This is a genomic window from Streptomyces sp. NRRL S-37 (assembly GCF_000721605.1).
Lineage (GTDB): Bacteria > Actinomycetota > Actinomycetes > Streptomycetales > Streptomycetaceae > Streptomyces.
This window is the reverse complement of record NZ_JOIZ01000011.1, coordinates 151115-168246: the sequence shown is the minus strand read 5'-3', so window position 1 is coordinate 168246 and position 17132 is coordinate 151115. Positions and strand designations below refer to the sequence as shown.

The 17132-nt window shown below is 72.2% G+C and carries 19 protein-coding genes; 11 read left to right on the top strand and 8 right to left on the bottom strand.

Annotation, left to right across the window (positions count from 1 at the left end):
- The first annotated feature begins 115 nt into the window (after window positions 1-115).
- The 7 genes from IH50_RS0118310 (at window position 116) to IH50_RS0118280 (ending at window position 5571) form a co-directional block, all read left to right on the top strand.
- A complete protein-coding gene (locus IH50_RS0118310; RefSeq protein ID WP_030862935.1) occupies window positions 116-550 on the top strand; it encodes a roadblock/LC7 domain-containing protein in 435 nt (144 codons plus the stop codon).
- Window positions 551-552: 2 nt separating this feature from the next.
- Window positions 553-924 carry a DUF742 domain-containing protein gene (locus tag IH50_RS0118305; RefSeq protein WP_030862933.1) on the top strand — a complete coding sequence of 124 codons (372 nt, stop codon included), beginning with the start codon at window positions 553-555 and terminating at the stop codon, window positions 922-924.
- A complete protein-coding gene (locus IH50_RS0118300; RefSeq protein ID WP_030862931.1) occupies window positions 902-1528 on the top strand; it encodes a GTP-binding protein in 627 nt (208 codons plus the stop codon). Before IH50_RS0118305 ends, IH50_RS0118300 begins: the two co-directional genes overlap by 23 nt.
- A gap of 58 nt (window positions 1529-1586) precedes the next feature.
- Complete coding sequence (locus IH50_RS0118295) at window positions 1587-2162, top strand: GAF domain-containing protein (protein ID WP_030862928.1); 576 nt, start codon at window positions 1587-1589, stop codon at window positions 2160-2162.
- Window positions 2163-2345: 183 nt separating this feature from the next.
- Window positions 2346-3374, top strand: coding sequence for an L-threonine 3-dehydrogenase (gene tdh / locus IH50_RS0118290; RefSeq protein ID WP_030862925.1), 1029 nt, complete (start codon window positions 2346-2348; stop codon window positions 3372-3374).
- 55 nt (window positions 3375-3429) lie between these two features.
- Entirely contained in the window at window positions 3430-4629 is a 1200-nt protein-coding gene (locus tag IH50_RS0118285) for a glycine C-acetyltransferase (RefSeq protein WP_030862922.1), read from the top strand.
- A gap of 36 nt (window positions 4630-4665) precedes the next feature.
- Complete coding sequence (locus tag IH50_RS0118280; protein WP_030862919.1) at window positions 4666-5571, top strand: LysR family transcriptional regulator; 906 nt, start codon at window positions 4666-4668, stop codon at window positions 5569-5571.
- Between the two features lie 358 nt (window positions 5572-5929).
- On the opposite strand, the gene IH50_RS0118275 is transcribed toward IH50_RS0118280, so the two are convergent.
- Window positions 5930-7099 carry a 4-hydroxybenzoate 3-monooxygenase gene (locus IH50_RS0118275; protein ID WP_030862916.1) on the bottom strand — a complete coding sequence of 390 codons (1170 nt, stop codon included), beginning with the start codon at window positions 7097-7099 and terminating at the stop codon, window positions 5930-5932.
- A gap of 119 nt (window positions 7100-7218) precedes the next feature.
- The gene (locus IH50_RS0118270; protein ID WP_030862914.1) at window positions 7219-7974 is read right to left on the bottom strand and encodes an IclR family transcriptional regulator; all 756 of its coding nucleotides are present in this window, start codon (window positions 7972-7974) and stop codon (window positions 7219-7221) included.
- Window positions 7975-8128: 154 nt separating this feature from the next.
- Between IH50_RS0118270 and IH50_RS0118265 the strand changes: the two genes are divergently transcribed.
- From IH50_RS0118265 to IH50_RS0118250, 4 genes are all read left to right on the top strand, one after another.
- A complete protein-coding gene (locus IH50_RS0118265) occupies window positions 8129-8809 on the top strand; it encodes a TetR/AcrR family transcriptional regulator (RefSeq protein WP_030862911.1) in 681 nt (226 codons plus the stop codon).
- A 176-nt stretch (window positions 8810-8985) separates the two neighbouring features.
- Window positions 8986-10560 carry an MDR family MFS transporter gene (locus IH50_RS0118260; protein ID WP_420709071.1) on the top strand — a complete coding sequence of 525 codons (1575 nt, stop codon included), beginning with the start codon at window positions 8986-8988 and terminating at the stop codon, window positions 10558-10560.
- Window positions 10561-10786: 226 nt separating this feature from the next.
- Window positions 10787-11848: a right-handed parallel beta-helix repeat-containing protein gene (locus IH50_RS0118255; RefSeq protein WP_030862905.1), complete on the top strand. Its 1062-nt coding sequence runs from the start codon at window positions 10787-10789 to the stop codon at window positions 11846-11848.
- A gap of 49 nt (window positions 11849-11897) precedes the next feature.
- Window positions 11898-12926 (top strand): methyltransferase, encoded by a 1029-nt coding sequence (locus IH50_RS0118250; protein ID WP_030862902.1) that lies wholly within the window; start codon window positions 11898-11900, stop codon window positions 12924-12926.
- Between the two features lie 75 nt (window positions 12927-13001).
- Here the strand turns inward: IH50_RS0118250 and IH50_RS0118245 are convergent, their stop codons facing one another.
- The 6 genes from IH50_RS0118245 to IH50_RS0118220 are packed head-to-tail and all read right to left on the bottom strand — an operon-like array spanning window position 13002 to window position 17118.
- A complete protein-coding gene (locus IH50_RS0118245) occupies window positions 13002-13337 on the bottom strand; it encodes a TcmI family type II polyketide cyclase (protein ID WP_030862899.1) in 336 nt (111 codons plus the stop codon).
- Window positions 13338-13371: 34 nt separating this feature from the next.
- Window positions 13372-13854: an SRPBCC family protein gene (locus IH50_RS0118240; RefSeq protein ID WP_030862897.1), complete on the bottom strand. Its 483-nt coding sequence runs from the start codon at window positions 13852-13854 to the stop codon at window positions 13372-13374.
- Window positions 13855-13856: 2 nt separating this feature from the next.
- The gene (locus tag IH50_RS0118235; protein ID WP_030862894.1) at window positions 13857-14117 is read right to left on the bottom strand and encodes an acyl carrier protein; all 261 of its coding nucleotides are present in this window, start codon (window positions 14115-14117) and stop codon (window positions 13857-13859) included.
- Window positions 14118-14144: 27 nt separating this feature from the next.
- The gene (locus IH50_RS0118230; RefSeq protein WP_030862891.1) at window positions 14145-15389 is read right to left on the bottom strand and encodes a ketosynthase chain-length factor; all 1245 of its coding nucleotides are present in this window, start codon (window positions 15387-15389) and stop codon (window positions 14145-14147) included.
- On the bottom strand, window positions 15386-16654 hold the full coding sequence (locus IH50_RS0118225; RefSeq protein ID WP_030862888.1) for a beta-ketoacyl-[acyl-carrier-protein] synthase family protein: 1269 nt from the start codon (window positions 16652-16654) through the stop codon (window positions 15386-15388). The genes IH50_RS0118230 and IH50_RS0118225 overlap by 4 nt, the downstream gene beginning before the upstream one ends.
- Window positions 16651-17118 carry a cupin domain-containing protein gene (locus IH50_RS0118220; protein WP_030862886.1) on the bottom strand — a complete coding sequence of 156 codons (468 nt, stop codon included), beginning with the start codon at window positions 17116-17118 and terminating at the stop codon, window positions 16651-16653. Before IH50_RS0118220 ends, IH50_RS0118225 begins: the two co-directional genes overlap by 4 nt.
- Window positions 17119-17132 lie beyond the last annotated feature (14 nt).

The following is a 17132-nucleotide window of genomic DNA, read 5'->3' as shown; positions in this document are numbered from 1 at the left end:
CACCCGCACCCCCCACCGACCACCCCGCCCGACACGGCGGGAGCACGCCCGCCGGATGACCGGCACCGCCCCCAGCGCTCCCGCAGACCTTCGTACCCCAAGGAGTCGATCCACCATGGCGAGCGATGCGCCGACCGCCCAGGTATCCGACCTCGACTGGCTGATGAGCGGCCTCGTGCAACGCGTACCGCACACCAGCAGCGCCGTACTGCTGTCCTGCGACGGACTGGTGAAGTCCGTGCACGGCCTCGACCCGGACGCCGCCGACCACATGGCCGCCCTGGCCTCCGGCCTGTACTCCCTCGGCCGCAGCGCCGGCATCCGCTTCGGCGACGGCGGCGACGTCCGGCAGGTCGTCGTCGAGCTCGACTCGACCCTGCTGTTCGTCACCACCGCCGGTTCCGGCACCTGCCTCGCCGTCATGGCCGGCCGCGAGGCCGACGCGGCGGTGCTCGGCTACGAGATGGCGATGCTGGTCAAGTCCGTACGGCCGTACCTGATGACCGCTCCCCGCCAGCAGGGCGTCGAACCGTCGGCGATGAGGCCTTGAGCGTGACGGCGGCCGGTGACGGGCCCTGGCTCGACGACGCGGCCGGACGGCTGGTACGCCCCTTCACGGTCAGCAACGGCCGTACCCGCCCCACCGTCGCCCTCGACCTCATGTCGCAGGTCAGAGCCACCGGCGCCACCCCCTTCGGCTACCTCGGCCCCGAGCACGCGCAGGCCCTCGACCTGTGCCGCGCTCCCGTCCCGGTCGCCGAGGTCGCCGCCCACCTCAGACTGCCGGTGGCCGTCACCAAGGTGCTGCTGGCGGACCTCGTCGACTGCGGGGCGCTCACCGACAAGCCCCCCGCGTTCCACCACAACCCGACGGACCGGGCCCTTCTGGAGGCAGTGCTCGATGGACTACGACGACAGCTCTGACCACGGCGACGGCGCGGACCACGACGACCCGTTCCCCACCGCACTCAAGATCCTGGTGGCGGGCGGGTTCGGCGTGGGCAAGACGACCTTCGTCGGCGCGGTCAGTGAGATCGCGCCCCTCAGCACGGAGGAACTCCTCACCACGGTCAGCGCCGGCACCGACAGCCTCGACGGTATCGAGAACAAGGTCGAGACGACCGTGGCCATGGACTTCGGCCGCATCACCCTCGACGCGGAACACGTGCTGTACCTGTTCGGCACCCCCGGCCAGGAACGGTTCTGGTTCATGTGGGACGAACTCTGCGAGGGCGCGCTCGGCGCGGTCATCCTCGCCGACACCCGGCGCCTGGCGGAGTGCTTCGCGGCGGTCGACTTCTTCGAGCAGCGCGGTCTCGCCTTCGTCGTCGCCGTCAACGAGTTCGACGGCGCCTTCCGCTACGACCCCGGGGAGGTGCGCGCCGCCCTCGACCTCCCCGCGGAGGTCCCCGTCGTCCGCTGCGACGCCCGGATCTCCAGCTCCGGCGTCCAGACCCTGCTGACCCTGGTCCGCCACCTCATCGCCCACACCCCGGCCGCCACGACGGAGTATGGCGCCCACATGTGATCCCCGCACACCCTCGGAGCCCATATATGTTCTTCCCCCCTAGCCCGGGAGCCCGCCGATGAGCTACGACCCGCCCCGCCCGGCAGGTCGTCTGCTGCTCACCCCCGAGGACGGCCAAGCGCCGGAGCGCGCCCGCAGACTGCGCCGGCTGGGACTGGGGGACCGCCCCGAGCCCGCGCTCGACGCCTTCGCCCACGCCCTCGCCGAGCTCACCGGCGCGCCGTACGCCATGGTCAACCTGCCCGGTGAGGACGGGCAGTTCTTCGCGGGCCTGCACACCCCGCCCGTCGCGCCCGTCGTGCGGAGCGACGGCACCGGCGCCCTGCTGGGCCGGGTGCTGCCCCGCGACCACGGCTTCTGCCCCCATGTGGTGGCCCGCCGCAGGGCACTGGTCCTGGAGGACGTGAGCGACTACCCGCGGTTCGCGGGCAACCCGGTGGTGGACGGGTTCGGCATCCGTTCCTACCTGGGGGCGCCGCTCATCGACAGCACCGGCATGGTGCTCGGCACCGTGTCGGTCACCGACATCCAGCCCCGTGCCTGGGGGCAGCCGGGGCTCGCCGCCATCAAGGAGCGGGCCGCGGATCTCGTCGTACGGCTGGAGCGCCGGGAGGACGACGGACTGCCGCTGTGACTCCGCCCGGTACGGGGCCGGACGGGTGACGGCGTGAAGGAAAGCTGTGGCCGCGCTTAAGAAAACCTCGATGGACCGGTGAGGGTGGCGTACGGCAGATTGCAGTGCGATTCCACTCCTCTTCCCGGGCCGGGGCCGCTTCGGCGTGCCCGCGGGCCGGGACTCACCCTCAGGAGCCGTAGCGTGAAGGCGCTGGTCAAGCAGAAGGCGGAGCCCGGTCTGTGGCTCGCGGACGTCCCGGAGCCCGCCGTCGGACCCGGCGACGTGCTGATCAAGGTGCTGCGCACCGGTATCTGCGGCACCGACCTGCACATCCGTAACTGGGACGGCTGGGCGCAGCAGACCATCGACACCCCGCTGGTCCTCGGGCACGAGTTCGTCGGCGAGGTCGTGGAGACCGGCGGGGACGTCACCGACATCAAGACCGGTGACCGGGTCAGCGGCGAGGGCCACCTGGTGTGCGGCAAGTGCCGCAACTGCCTGGCCGGACGCCGCCACCTGTGCCGCGCCACGGTCGGCCTCGGCGTCGGACGCGACGGCGCCTTCGCCGAGTACGTCGTGCTCCCCGCCACCAATGTGTGGGTGCACCGGGTCCCCGTCGACCTCGACGTCGCCGCGATCTTCGACCCGTTCGGCAACGCCGTGCACACCGCGCTGTCCTTCCCGCTCGTCGGCGAGGACGTCCTGATCACCGGCGCCGGACCGATCGGTCTGATGGCCGCCGCCGTCGCCCGGCACGCGGGCGCCCGCAACGTCGTGATCACCGACGTCAGCGAGGAACGCCTGGAACTCGCCCGCAAGATCGGCGCGACCCTGGCGCTCAACGTCGCCGAGTCCACCATCGCCGACGGGCAGCACACCCTCGGCCTGCGCGAGGGCTTCGACATCGGCCTGGAGATGTCCGGCCGCCCCGAGGCCATGCGCGACATGATCGCCAACATGACGCACGGCGGCCGGATCGCGATGCTCGGCCTGCCGGCCGAGGAGTTCCCCGTCGACTGGTCCCGGATCGTCACCTCCATGATCACCATCAAGGGCATCTACGGCCGTGAGATGTTCGAGACCTGGTACGCCATGTCGGTGCTGCTGGAGGGCGGCCTGGACCTCGCCCCCGTGATCACCGGCCGCTACTCCCACCGCGACTTCGAGGCCGCCTTCGAGGACGCGGCCGGCGGCAAGGGCGGCAAGGTCATCCTCGACTGGACCGCGTAAGTCAATCGCGTAAGCCAACCGCGTAAGTCATCTTCCTCTCCAGGAGCTTCCCGACATGTTCGACTCCGTGCGCGACGACCTGCGCACCACCCTCGACGAGATCCGCGCCGCCGGACTGCACAAGCCCGAGCGCGTCATCGGCACCCCCCAGTCCGCCACCGTGAACGTCACCGCCGGCGGCCGCCCCGGCGAGGTGCTCAACTTCTGCGCCAACAACTACCTCGGCCTCGCCGACCACCCCGAGGTGGTCGCCGCCGCCCACGAGGCCCTGGACCGCTGGGGCTACGGCATGGCGTCCGTGCGCTTCATCTGCGGCACCCAGGAGGTGCACAAGGAGCTGGAGGCACGCCTTTCGGCGTTCCTCGGCCAGGAGGACACGATCCTCTACTCCTCCTGCTTCGACGCCAACGGCGGTGTCTTCGAGACGCTGCTCGGCCCCGAGGACGCGGTGATCTCCGACGCCCTGAACCACGCGTCGATCATCGACGGCATCCGCCTCTCCAAGGCCCGCCGCTTCCGCTACGCCAACCGCGACATGGCCGACCTGGAGCGGCAGCTCAAGGAGGCCGCGGAGGGCGGCGCCCGCCGCACGCTGATCGTCACCGACGGCGTCTTCTCCATGGACGGCTACGTGGCCCCGCTGGCCGAGATCTGCGACCTCGCCGACCGGCACGGCGCCATGGTCATGGTCGACGACTCGCACGCCGTCGGCTTCGTCGGCCCCGGCGGGCGCGGCACCCCCGAGCTGCACGGCGTCATGGACCGCGTCGACATCATCACCGGCACCCTCGGCAAGGCGCTCGGCGGCGCGTCCGGCGGCTACGTCGCCGCCCGCGCGGAGATCGTCGCCCTGCTGCGCCAGCGCTCCCGCCCCTACCTGTTCTCCAACACGCTCGCCCCGGTGATCGCCGCCGCCTCGCTGAAGGTCCTCGACCTGCTGGAGTCGGCCGACGACCTGCGTGTCCGGCTGGCCGGGAACACCGCGCTGTTCCGCCGCCGGATGACCGAGGAGGGCTTCGACGTCCTCCCCGGCGACCACGCCATCGCCCCCGTGATGATCGGCGACGCGGCCCGCGCGGGACGCCTGGCGGAGCTGCTGCTGGAGCGCGGGGTGTACGTGATCGGCTTCTCCTACCCCGTGGTGCCGCAGGGCCAGGCCCGCATCCGCGTCCAGCTCTCCGCCGCCCACTCCACCGAGGACGTGAACCGCGCGGTGGACGCCTTCACGGCGGCCCGGGCGGAGCTCGACGCCTGAGCGGAACACACCGAGCGATTTGAGACAATCGCCTTCATGATCGAGGCACGGCGGCTCCACATCCTCCGTGCGGTGGCCGACCACCGCACGGTCACGGCGGCGGCCGCCGCGCTCTATCTGACCCCCTCGGCCGTCTCCCAACAGCTCGCCGCCCTGGAGCAGGAGACCGGCCACCGTCTCGTCGAGCGCGGCGCCAAGGGCGTACGGCTGACCCCGGCCGGAGAGATCCTGCTCGGCCACACCAACGCCGTCCTCGCCCAGCTGGAGCGGGCAGAGGCGGAACTGGCCGCCTACGGGGCGGGGGAGGCCGGCACGGTCACGGTCGCCGCGTTCGCCACCGGGATCGCCCAGGTCGTCGCGCCCGCGGTGGCCCGCCTCGCCGGGTCGGCGCCCGGCATCCGTATCCGGGTCCAGGACGCCGAGGGGGACGCCAGTCTCCTGATGGTCCTCGACCGGCAGGTCGACGTCGCCGTGGCGGTCGAGTACCGCGGGGCGCCGCCCGCCGACGACCCGCGCCTGGCCCATGTACCGCTGTACGCCGAACCCTTCGACGCGGTCGTCCCCGTCACCCACCGCCTGGCCGACACCGCCGAGGTGCCGCTCGCCGAGCTGGCCAAGGACCCGTGGATCGGCCCGTACCCCGGCAATCCCTGCCACGACGTGGTCGTGCTGGCCTGCGAGAGCGCCGGGTTCCAGCCCCGCCTGGAGCACTCCTCGGACGACTTCCGCGCGGTGGTCGCCCTCGCCTCGGCGGACGTCGGCGTCGCCCTGGTGCCCCGCTCGGCGCTGCGCGGCATGGACCTCACGGGCGTGGTCGTCCGCCCGGTCGACGGGACGGCCCCGACCCGCCGCGTCTTCGCCGCCGTCCGCCGCGGCGCCGAGGAACACCCGCTGATCCGCCCGGTCCTGGACGCCCTCGGCGCGGCGGCCGGGGAGACGTAGGCCGGCGCGGGGGCCACACCGCCGGCCGGCCGTCGTCCGCCGGAGCCGCCGTCCCGTCCACGATCCCGGCGGTCCGACGGCCTGTCCGCACGGCGCCCACGCCTTCCACGGACTCCTGCGCCGCCAGCGGGAGGAGTCCATGGACGAGGCGCTCGCTCGACGCCCGACGGACGCACGGGCGCGGCCGGTGGATCAGGCGTCCGGGCCGGTTCCAGCGGTCCCGACGCCCCGGCCGTCGACGCGCACGGTCGCGCGGTGGCGTACGGCCCGCCGATCGCCGTACGGCCTGCCGGGGGAGTCGTCCACGGCCCGTGACCGGCGGGCTCTCGTCACCCGCCCGCGTCAGCCGCCCCGGCGGTCAGCCGAGCGGCCAGCCGGTGTAGCCCTCGGCGAGGTACGCGCGGCCGGCGTCCGACTCGACGACCGAGCGCAGCTCGCCGATCTGGCGCATGCGGTCGAAGTCGCCCGCCCCGGGCCGCGGGTGCAGCATGTTCGTCATCCACCAGGAGAAGTGCTGTGCCTTCCAGATGCGCTTCCGCGCGGTGTCGGGGAAGGCGTCGAAGAGGGACTCGTCCCCGTCGAGCAGCAGCGCGCGCAGCGCCTCGGTGAGCAGGACGACATCGGCGACGGCGAGGTTCATGCCCTTGGCGCCGGTGGGCGGCACGGTGTGGGCCGCGTCGCCGACGAGCACCACCCGGCCCCGGCGCATCTCGCGCGCGACGAAGCTGCGGAAGCGGAGCACGTCCCGCTGGAAGACCGGGCCCTCGTTGAGGGTGATGCCGGGGACGCGCGACCGCAGGATCTCCCACAGCCGCTCCTCGGTGTACGCCCCGGTCTCGGTCGCCGGGTCGCACTGGAAGTACATGCGCTGCACACCGGGACCGCGCTGACTGATGAGGGCGAAGCCGTCCGGCGAGTTGCTGTAGATCAGCTCCCCGGCGCTGGGCGGCGCCTCGCACAGGATGCCGAACCAGGCGAAGGGGTACTCCCGGAAGTAGCCGCCGTACGGGCCCGTGACGGCCTCGCGGGTCACCCCGCGGGAGCCGTCCGCGCCGATGACGACCTCGGCCTCGATCTCGACGGCGGCGCCCCCGGCGTCCTTGGCCACGACGCGCGGCCGGTCCGTCTCCGCGTCCTCCACGCGCTCGGCGGTCACTTCGAAACGGAGGTCCTGGCCGGCGGCGAGGCGCGCGGCGACCAGGTCCTTCAGCACCTCGTGCTGCGGATAGAGCCACACCGCCCGGCCGACGGCCGCGGCGAAGTCGATCCGGTGGCCCTCGCCGTCGAAGCGCAGCTCTATGCCCTCGTGTCTCTGCCCGGCCGTGAGGACCCGGTCCGAGGCCCCCGTCTCGCTGAGGATCTCGACGGTGCCCTGCTCCAGGATGCCGGCCCGGATGGTGGTCTCGATCTCCTCGCGGCTGCGGGAGTCGATGACGACCGACTCGATGCTGTGGCGGCCGAGCAGATGGGACAGCAGCAGACCGGCGGGGCCTGCTCCGATGACGGCGACTCGGGTGCGTACGGGCATGTCGTCTCCTTCGACGGCCGACGGGGTGGGACGGAGTCTGGCGCCGGTCCGTCCCCGTTGACGACGGTCCTTCCCGTTGAACGGGAACCGGATCCCCGGGCTCCCGGCCGGACCGCCGGCTACGGGCGGTGCGCGCCGAGCGTCGCCGAGATGCCCGCGGCGGCGGAGCGCAGCACCTCGGCCGCGGGGCCGGTCGGCGCGGAGCGGGGGAGGACGACCGACAGCGCGGCGACCACCCGCCCGCGTCCCTCGCGCACCGGCACGGCGACGCCCGTGGAGACGGCCTCGACCGTCCCCGGAGCCACGACGACGCCGTCCCGCCGGGCGCCGGCCAGGACGCGGCGCAGCAGCACGGGGTCGGTCACGGTCTCCGGCGAGACCGCCTCGAGCGGCCCGGCGAGGACCCGCTCGCGCAGCTCCTGAGGGCCGTGGGCGAGCAGAACCAGCCCCGACGAAGAGGCGTGCAGGGGGAGGCGTCCGGCGATCCGGGTGATGTTCGCGCCCGCGCGCGGATGGGACAGGCGCTCCACGAAGAGGGTCTCGCCGTTCTCCACCACCGCGAGCTGGGTGTGCTCCCGGACCCGGGCCTGCACCCGCTCCATGAACGGCAGGGCCGCCTGCCGCAGGCGTAGGGCGTGGGAGCCGCGCAGTGCCAGCTCCCACAGCCGCATGCCCAGCCGCACCCGCTGCTCCTCGTCCCGTTCCAGCAGCCCGCACTCCACGAGATCGGCCACGATCCGGTGCGCCGTGGACGACGGCAGCCTCGCGCGCCGTCCGATCTCCGCCGCCGTCTGCACGGTCCTGTCGGTGTCGAACGTCTCCAGGACGCGGACGATCCGCCCGATGACCGTCTCCCCGGACCGTGAGTTCGCCATCGTCCGTCCTTCCGGGCTGGTTCGCGGTGCCCCGCCATGACGAGTATCGGGGCGGTGTTCCCCACGCGGGGCACCGGGGACGGCCTTCACGCCGTCGTGCGCCGGGCAGGAGCCGGCCGGAGCTAATTTTGCACGGCGTGCATCTTTGCATAGCATGCAAGGTATGTCGGAGAAGAGTGCCGCGCAGGGCGGGCTGCGGGAGCGGAAGAAGCGGGCCACCCGTGCCGCTCTCGCCGAGGCCGCCGTACGGCTGGCCGCCGAACACGGTGCGGAGAAGGTCACCGTCGAGGCGATCAGCGCGGCGGCCGGGGTGTCCGTACGGACCTTCTTCAACTACTTCGACACCCGCGACGACGCCTTCGTCGTGATCGACGCGGACGCAGGCGCGCGGATGCGGCAGGCCGTGCTCGACGCGCCGGCCGAGCTCTCCCCGCTCCAGGCCCTGCGTGAGGCCCTGGCCGCGGAACTCACCGAGGCGGAGCAGCAGCACGAGCTGTGGCGGCTGCACGCCCAGGTGGTGCACGCCTCGCCGCACCTGCTGGTCCGTACGCTCGGCGCGCACATGGCGGACGAGACCGGACTGGCCGAGGCCATCGCCGCGCGCATCCGCGCCGGCGGGCCGACGGCGTCCGTGTCCCCACCCGCCCGCGCGACCGACGAGGAACGGCGCGGTGCGCTCGACCTCTACCCGCGGCTGCTGGCCGCGGTGGCGGGCGCCGCGGTGCGGACCAGCATGGAGCACTGGTCCGCCCGGCCGGAGGAAGCCGCCTTCCTCGACGTCTTCCAGGAGGTGTTCGCCCTCCTCGCCGCCGGCCTCCCGGCACCTCCCGCGTAGGCCCTCACCGCCGGCCGCCCGGCTTCCCGCCGCGGCCGCCCCCCCACGCTGTCCGTCCCGCGCCCCGAGGGTGCCGGCACCCGCCGGTGCCCGCCCCGCGCGTGACCGTTCGACCATCGTCCGAAAGAGATCCCGTGACCTCACCCCCGGCGCCCGCCGACGCGCCTTCCACCTCCATGACCCAACGGCAGATACTCCAGGCCATGTCGGGCCTGATGGCCGGCATGTTCGTCGCCATCCTGGCGGGCACCGTCGTCTCCAACGCGCTGCCGACGATCATCGCCGACCTGGGGGCCAGCCAGTCCTCCTACACCTGGGTCGTCACCGCCGAACTGCTGGCCATGACCGCGACGGTGCCCCTGTGGGGCAAGCTGTCCGACCTGTTCAACAAGAAGCTGCTGCTCCAGTTCTCGCTGCTGATGTTCGTGATCGGTTCGCTGCTGGCGGGCTTCTCCCACGACACGACGCTGCTGATCTTCAGCCGGGTCGTGCAGGGCATCGGCGCGGGCGGTCTGACCGCACTCGCGCAGGTCGTCATGGCCGCCGTCATCCCGCCCCGGGAACTGGGCAGGTACTCCGGCATCTTCGGTGCCGTCTTCGCCATCGGCACCGTGGCCGGACCGCTGATCGGCGGCGTGCTGGTGGACACCGACTGGCTGGGCTGGCGCTGGTGCTTCTTCATCGGCGTGCCGTTCGCGCTGCTGGCCATCTTCCTGCTGCAGCGCACGCTGAGGCTGCCCACCGTCAAGCGCCAGGTGAAGATCGACTGGCTCGGCGCCTTCCTGATCGTCGCCGGTGTCTGCGCACTGCTCATCTGGGTCTCCCTGGCCGGCAACCAGTTCGACTGGGCGTCGTGGCAGACCGCCGCACTGGTGACCGGCGGCGTGCTGCTGCTGGCCCTGGCGGTCCTCGTCGAGGCCCGTACCGACGAGCCGGTCATCCCGCTCGGCATCTTCAGGAACCGCACGGTCACCCTGACCACGGTGGCCAGCCTCCTGGTCGGTGTCGCCATGTTCGGCGGGACCGTCTTCCTCTCGCAGTACTTCCAGGTCTCCCTGGGCAAGTCGCCGACCGTCGCCGGTCTGATGAGCCTGCCGATGATCCTGGGCCTGCTGGTGTCGTCCACCGTCGCCGGACAGCTGATCAGCCGGACCGGCAAGTGGAAGAGCTACCTGGTGGCGGGCGCGGTCGTCATGACCGCCGGCCTCGCGCTGCTCTCCCTGATCGACGCGGACACGCACTTCGGACTGCTCAGCCTGTACATGGCCGTCCTCGGCGTCGGCGTCGGCATGCTGATGCAGAACCTGGTGCTCGCCGCGCAGAACGACGTCCCCGCGGCCGAACTGGGCGCCGCCACCTCCGTGCTGTCCTTCTTCCGCAGCATGGGCGGCACCATCGGCACCAGCGTCCTCGGCGCGATCCTCGCCAACCGGGTTGCCGACGAGATGGCCAAGGGAATGGAGAAGGCGGGCGTCGCCGCAGGGGCCGAGGGCGGCTCGGGCGGCGGGCACAGCGTCCCGGACATGAGCACGCTGCCCGCCCCGATGCGGGAGATCGTGGAGCACGCCTACGGTGTCGCCACCGCCGACCTGTTCCTCGTCGCCACACCGTTCGCGCTGCTCGCGCTGGTCGCCGTGGTCTTCCTGAAGGAGAAGCCGCTGAAGACCACCAGCGGCATGGAACGCCTCGCCGAGGAGGCCGCCACCGCGGACACCACGCCGGACGAGGACCGGACGGCCCCGGTCGCCTGAGCCGGCGGAACACACGACGGGGCGGGCCGCCCACCGCACGGTGGGCGGCCCGCCCCGTTTCCCGCGCACCACCCGCCCGTCCCCCCCCGGCACACCGCCGGCGGGTACGCCGCCACCCGGCCACGGGAGACGAGCCGGCCGGGTGATCACCCGTGGGGCGGGGAGCATCGGCCCACCCGGGTGATCACCGGTGGCGGGGCCCCAACCCCGCTCATAGCTTCGGCTCATGAACAAACGACACATCGCCCTTCTCGCCTGTACCGCCGCCGCCGTGGCCGCGGGACTGGGCGCCGCCCCGTCGGCCCACCATCCGACCGTGCACCGCGTACAGCCCGGCCAGTCGGTCCAGAAGGCCGTGGACGCCGCGAAGCCGGGGGACACCGTCCTCCTCGCGCCCGGCACCTACCGGCAGAGCGTCGACATCAGGAAGCCGGACATCACCCTGCGCGGTCACGGCGCCGGACGCACCGTCCTGGCGCCCGCCGCGAAAGCCGGCAAGAACGCCTGCGCCAAGGCGGGCAACGGCATCTGCGTGACCGGCACCGACAAGAGCCCCGTCGAGAACGTCACCGTACGGTCCCTGACACTGCGGGGATACGCCAAGAACGGGCTGTGGGCCACCGGCACCGACGGGCTGGAGGTCAAGTACGTCCTGGCGGAGAAGAACGGCCAGTGGGGCATCGCCGAGGAACGCTCCGTGCACAGCACGCTCAGCCACAACCTCGTCCGGAAGAACGGCGACGCCGGACTGTTCGTCGCCAACACCGTCGACACCGAGGAAGGCGCCCGGGACGCGGAGAGAACCGTGATCAGCTACAACCGGGTGGCCGACAACCGCGTCGGCGTCACCGTGCGCCGACTGCGGAACCTGACCGTCCATCACAACGAGGCCACCGGCAACTGCGCCGCCGTCTTCGTGGTCGGCGACGAGTCGAAGCCGCGCGCCGGCGACCTGAGGGTGACGTACAACTACGTCCACGCCAACAACAAGTACTGCCCCAAGACGCCCCGGCTGCCCTTCCTGCAGGGCTCGGGCATCGTCCTCACCGGCGCCGAGGAGACCCTGGTCGCCTACAACCGGGTCGAGGACAACAAGGGCACCTCCCCGCTCTCCGGCGGCATCGTGCTCTTCAAGAGCCTCGTCGGCGCGCCCAGCGAGCGCAACGAGATCCGCGACAACCTGGTGACCGGCAACAGTCCGGCCGACCTGGCCGACCGGGACACCGCCGAGAACAACACGTTCAGCCGCAACACCTGCACGCTCTCCGAGCCCGCGGGCATGTGCTGACCCGCTCGCCCCACCCCCCCACTGCACGACAGCGGAAGCGAGGCAACGGATGACCACCGTTGATCCGGCTCCCCCGCCGCCCATGCGGCTGCGGGAGCTCGTCTTCGGGGCGGCGTGCGCCGCCGCCGTACGCGCGGCCGTCCGCCTGGGCGTGGCGGACGCGCTGGACGACACCCCCATGACCGTCGACGACCTGGCGACGGCGGTGAAGACCCAGCCGCACACCCTGCGGCGGCTGCTGCGCGCCCTGACCTGCCAGGGCGTCTTCGCCGAGAACCCCGACGGCACCTTCGAGCACACCGAGATGTCCCGGCTGCTGCGCGAGGACGACCCGCACAGCCTGCGCTACATCGCCCTGTGGTGCACCGAACCGTGGACCTGGAACGTCTGGCCGCGGCTCGACGAGGCGGTGCGTTCCGGACAGGGCGTCTTCGAGGACGTGTACCACCAGGAGTTCTTCACCTACCTCAACGAGTCCGCCCCCGAGTCCGCCCATGTGTTCAACCGGGCCATGACGACCTCCAGCGAGCAGTCCGCGCGCGACGTGGCCCTGCTGCTCGACCTGGACGACGCCTCCTCCGTCGTGGACATCGGGGGCGGCCAGGGACACGTCCTGGCCAGCCTCCTGGAGAAACACCCTCACCTCCACGGCACCCTGCTCGACCTGCCGGGCGTCGTCGAGAACGCCGACCCCCGGCTGCGCCGGGGCGGCTCGCTCGCCGGCCGCGTCGACATCGTGGCCCGGGACTGCCGCGAGGGCGTCCCCGTCCGGGCGGACGTGTACATCATCAAGAACGTCCTGGAATGGGACGACGACAGCACCCGCCGGGTGCTCGCGGGCGTCCGCGCGGCGGCACGGCCCGGGGCCCGCGTCGTCGTCATCGAGAACCTCGTCGACGACACCCCGTCGATGCGGTTCACCACCGCCATGGACCTGCTGCTGCTCCTCAACGTCGGCGGCGCCAAGCACACCCGGCGGAGCATGGTCGACCGGCTGACCGGCGCGGGCCTCGTCATCGACGGTGTCACCCCGGTCAACGCCTATCTGCACGCCTTCGAGTGCACCGTCCCCGGCTGACCCGGGCCACCCCGGACAACCCCGAGGCCGCCGGCTCCGCGACTGACGCGGGACCGGCGGCCTCGGGGTGTGCGCTCAGGGACGGGCGCCGCTCTCCCAGCGGTAGAAGCACCGCGCCATGGCGTCCTTGGGACTGCGCCACGTGGCCGGGTCGTACGGGCTCACGTACGCCTCCAGCCGTTCGCTGATGCCGCGGAACTCGGGATGTCCGGCGACCTTCGCGATCGCGGGCGCCGGGTCCTGCTCGGACTCGATGAGGTGCAGGTACAGGTCGTCCCCGAACTGGAAGAGGCTGCGCCGGCCGACCCCGATCAGGTGGGGGAGTTCCCCCCGGTCGGAGTCGGCGAACACGCGGGCGATGTCCGGCGCCGAACCGGGCTTCATCCGGGCGACGATGAGGGCGTGGTGCATGGGACTGTCCTTCCTTCGGCCGGCGGGCCGGCGCTCAGCGCGAGGACGCGACGGACGCGCTCTCGCTGTCACGGGCGACCTGCTCGATCCGGTCCCGGATCAGGGCCATCTGCGTACGGGAGTTGCGGTTGATGTTGTCCGTCATCCAGTCGTCGTCGACCGGGGCGTCGGGCTTCATCGCGAAGTCCTGGATCCAGCGCATCTGCACACCGCCCGGCAGTTCCGCGTACTCCCACACGATGTCCATGTGGGCGAACGGGCCCGTCTCGACCCGGCGGGCGCGGACGGTCCGCCTCTCCCGGTCCGGGGTGCGCTCCGACACCCAGCTCCACACCTTCCCGTTCTCGTCCGGGTGCATGGTGAGCCGGAACGTCGTCGTGTCCCCCTCGCGGGAGAGGACCTCCACGGACGCGTACTCGCTGAACAGCCGCGGCCAGTTCTCCAGGTCGTTGGTCATCTCCCACACGAGGTCGAAGGGAGCGTCGATGGTGATGCTGTTCTCGGTGTGTCCGGCCACGTTCAGGCTCCAGCCGTGAGGGTGCTGTTGACGAGGTTCAGGAACTCCCGCGGCGTCCGGCAGCGCTCCGAGTCGGGGGGGAGCGACGCGCCGTACCGGTTCTCCAGTTCGCCGACGATGCCGAGCAGGCCGAGCGAGTCGAGACCGAAGACGTCGAAGGGGGACTCCGCGGAGCCCTTCAGTTCCTCGGGGTCGACGGTGATGCCGGCCGCCTGCTTCATCAGCGTGGCCAGCTCGTCGAAGGTCACTTCGGTGGTGATCATGGGTGACTGCTCCTTCCCCGCCCGTTCCTACCGGGCGGAATCGTCACCGCGGCGCACGACCAGCGCCGCGTTGGAGCCCATCAGTCCCCTGCTGAGGACGAGGGCGGTGCGCAGCTCGGCCGGGCGAGCCCGCGACATCACCAGGTCGAGGTCGTGGCAGATGTCGAACACGTTGGGCGTCGGGGGCACCTGGCCGTTCTCCAGGGCGAGCACCGCGGCCACCGTGTCCAGCACGGGCGCCGCGCAGTGGGCGCGGCCGAAGCCCGTCTTGGGCGCCGTGACCGGGACGCGGGTGCCGTGCGCGCCGAGCGCGTCGGCGATCGCCAGCGCCTCGGCGCGGTCCGCCGCGGGGACGCCCACGGCGTCGGCGAACACGACGTCGATCTCCTCCGGCGCGCAGCCCGCCTCGTCAAGGGCGCCGCGGATCGCGCGGGCCAGGCCCTCCCGGGAGTCCGCCCAGCGGGAGGCCCCGGTGAACGTGGCGGCGTGGCCGGCCACGACGGCCCGTACGGGCACCCCGCGGTCACGGGCACGGAACTCGTCCTCGACGACGAGCAGCGCGCCGCCCTCGGCGGGTACGAAGCCGCACGCCTTCTCGGTGAACGGACGGTAGGCCCGGTCGGGGTCGTCGAGGGTGCTGAGCTCGGGGTAGCCGAGCTGGCACACCATCGAGTACGGGGCCAGCGGCGCCTCCGTGGCCCCCACGACCATGACGTCGGTGCCGCGGCCCAGGGCCCGGCTCGCGTGCGCGAGGCAGTCCAGACCGCCCGCCTCGTCGCTCGCCACCACTCCGCAGGGCCCCTTGAGGCCGCCGCGGATGGAGATCTGGCCGGTGCTCGCGGCGTAGAACCAGGCGATGGACTGGTAGGGGCCGACGAACTTGGAGCCCTTCCTCCACAGTTTCTGCAGCTCGCGCTGGCCGAACTCGCCGCCGCCCGAGCCGGCCGCGGTGACCACGCCGACCGAGAACGGATCGGCGGGTTCGCCGCCGAGTCCGGCGTCGTCGAGGGCGAGGGCGGCGGCGGCCATCGCGAAGTGGCTGAACCGGTCGGTCTGCACCAGGAACCGGTCCTCGATGAGGGCCGCCGGGTCGAAGGCCCGGACCTCGCCCGCCACCCGCAGCGGCAGATGGTCACAGCCCTCGCGGCTGATCAGGTCCAGCACGCTGAGGCCCTCGCGGACGGACTTCCAGTAGGCGTCGGTCCGCAGTCCGTTGGGCGCGATCACACCGATGCCGGTGACGGCCGCGCGCCCGGGGCGCCGATTGCTCATCGTGTCCTCCCACCCGGCCCGGACAGCAGCACCGCGGACTGAAAGCCGCCGAATCCGCTGCCGACGGAGAGCACGTGGTTCAGCTTCCGCGGGCGGGCGGTGCGCGGTACGTAGTCCAGGTCGCACTCGGGGTCGGGGGTCTCGTAGTTCGCCGTGGGCGGCACCACCTGGTGCTTCAGCGCGAGGACGCAGGCGACCACCTCGATCGCGCCGATCGCGCCCAGCGAGTGCCCCACCATCGACTTGATGGAGCTCATGGGCGTTTTGTAAGCGTGCGCGCCCAGGGACCGCTTCACGGCGGCCGTCTCGTGCCGGTCGTTCTGCCGGGTGCCGGAGCCGTGCGCGTTGACGTAGTCGATCAGTGTGGGGTCGATGCGGGCCTGGTCGAGCGTGGTGTCGATCGCCCGGGCCATCTCCAGTCCCTCACTGGTCAGACCGGTCATGTGGTAGGCGTTGCCGTAGGTGGCGTAGCCGCTGATCTCGCAGAGGATCTCCGCGTCGCGGGCCCGCGCGTGCTCGTACTCCTCCAGGACGAGTACGGCCGCGCCCTCGCCCATCACGAAGCCGTCGCGGTGGGCGTCGAAGGGCCGGGAGGCGTGCTCGGGGTCGTCGTTGTTGGGCGACGTCGCCTTGATGGCGTCGAAGCAGGCCATCGTGATCGGTGAGATCGGCGAGTCCGACGCCCCGGCGATGCAGACGTCGGCCCGGCCCTCGGCGATGGTGTGGAAGGCGTAGCCGACCGCGTCGAGCCCGGAGGTGCAGCCGGTGGAGACGGTCTGCACCGGGCCCCGGGCGTCGAACCGTTCGGCGACGACCGAGGCGAGGGTGCTCGGCGAGAACGCCAGGTGCAGCTTCGGCTCGGCCTGCCGGTGGTCCACGTCCCAGCGCCGTCCGCCCTCGCTGACCAGCACGTAGTCGTGTTCCAGCCGGGTGGTGCCGCCGACCGCGCTGCCCAGCGAGACCGCGGTGCGCCACGGGTCCGCGGTCCCGGTGTCGAGTCCGGAGTCGCGCACGGCCTCGGCGGCGGCGACCACGGCGAACTGGATGTACCGGTCCGCGTGCCGGCACAGGTCCGCGTCCAGGCCGTGCTGGGACGGGTCGAAGTCGCACTCGGCGGCTATGCGCGAGCGCAGGCCCGCCGGATCGAACAGGGAGATGCCGCGGGTCGCGGTGCGGCCGGCTGCCAGAAGATCCCAGAACGCCGTCGCTCCGATGCCGCCGGGAGCGACCACACCTGTACCGGTGACGGCCACCCGGCGGGTCATTTTATGGCCTCGCTCGGCTCGGCCGTCCGGCCTTTTTCGGGACCACCGACCGTCAACTGCGGCCCGGCGGGGGCGCTTTCGGTCTCCTCGGTGTCGACGTGACCGAGACTCGGGTGCGGGGCGAGCGGGCCCAGGTGGAACACCATGCGGGCCTCCTGGTCGCCGACGTTGCGGAAGCGGTGCCGCATGTCGATGGGGATCATCAGTCCCTGCTCGGCGCGGAGCGCGAACGGCTCGCCGTCCAGGTCCACTTCGAGCGCGCCGCTGACCACGTACACGAACTCCTCGGAGTACGGGTGGTAGTGCTCGCCGATGCGCTCGCCGGGCTTGATGATCGCCAGGCCCATGAAGCCGCTGGTGGAGCCCACGGTGGCCGGGGTGAGCAGGGTTCTGAGGTCACCTCCGCGCCGCCGGTTGGGTTCCGTCTCGCTCAGGTCCACGATGCGTGGATGCTGCTTGGACATGGTTGTTACCTCCG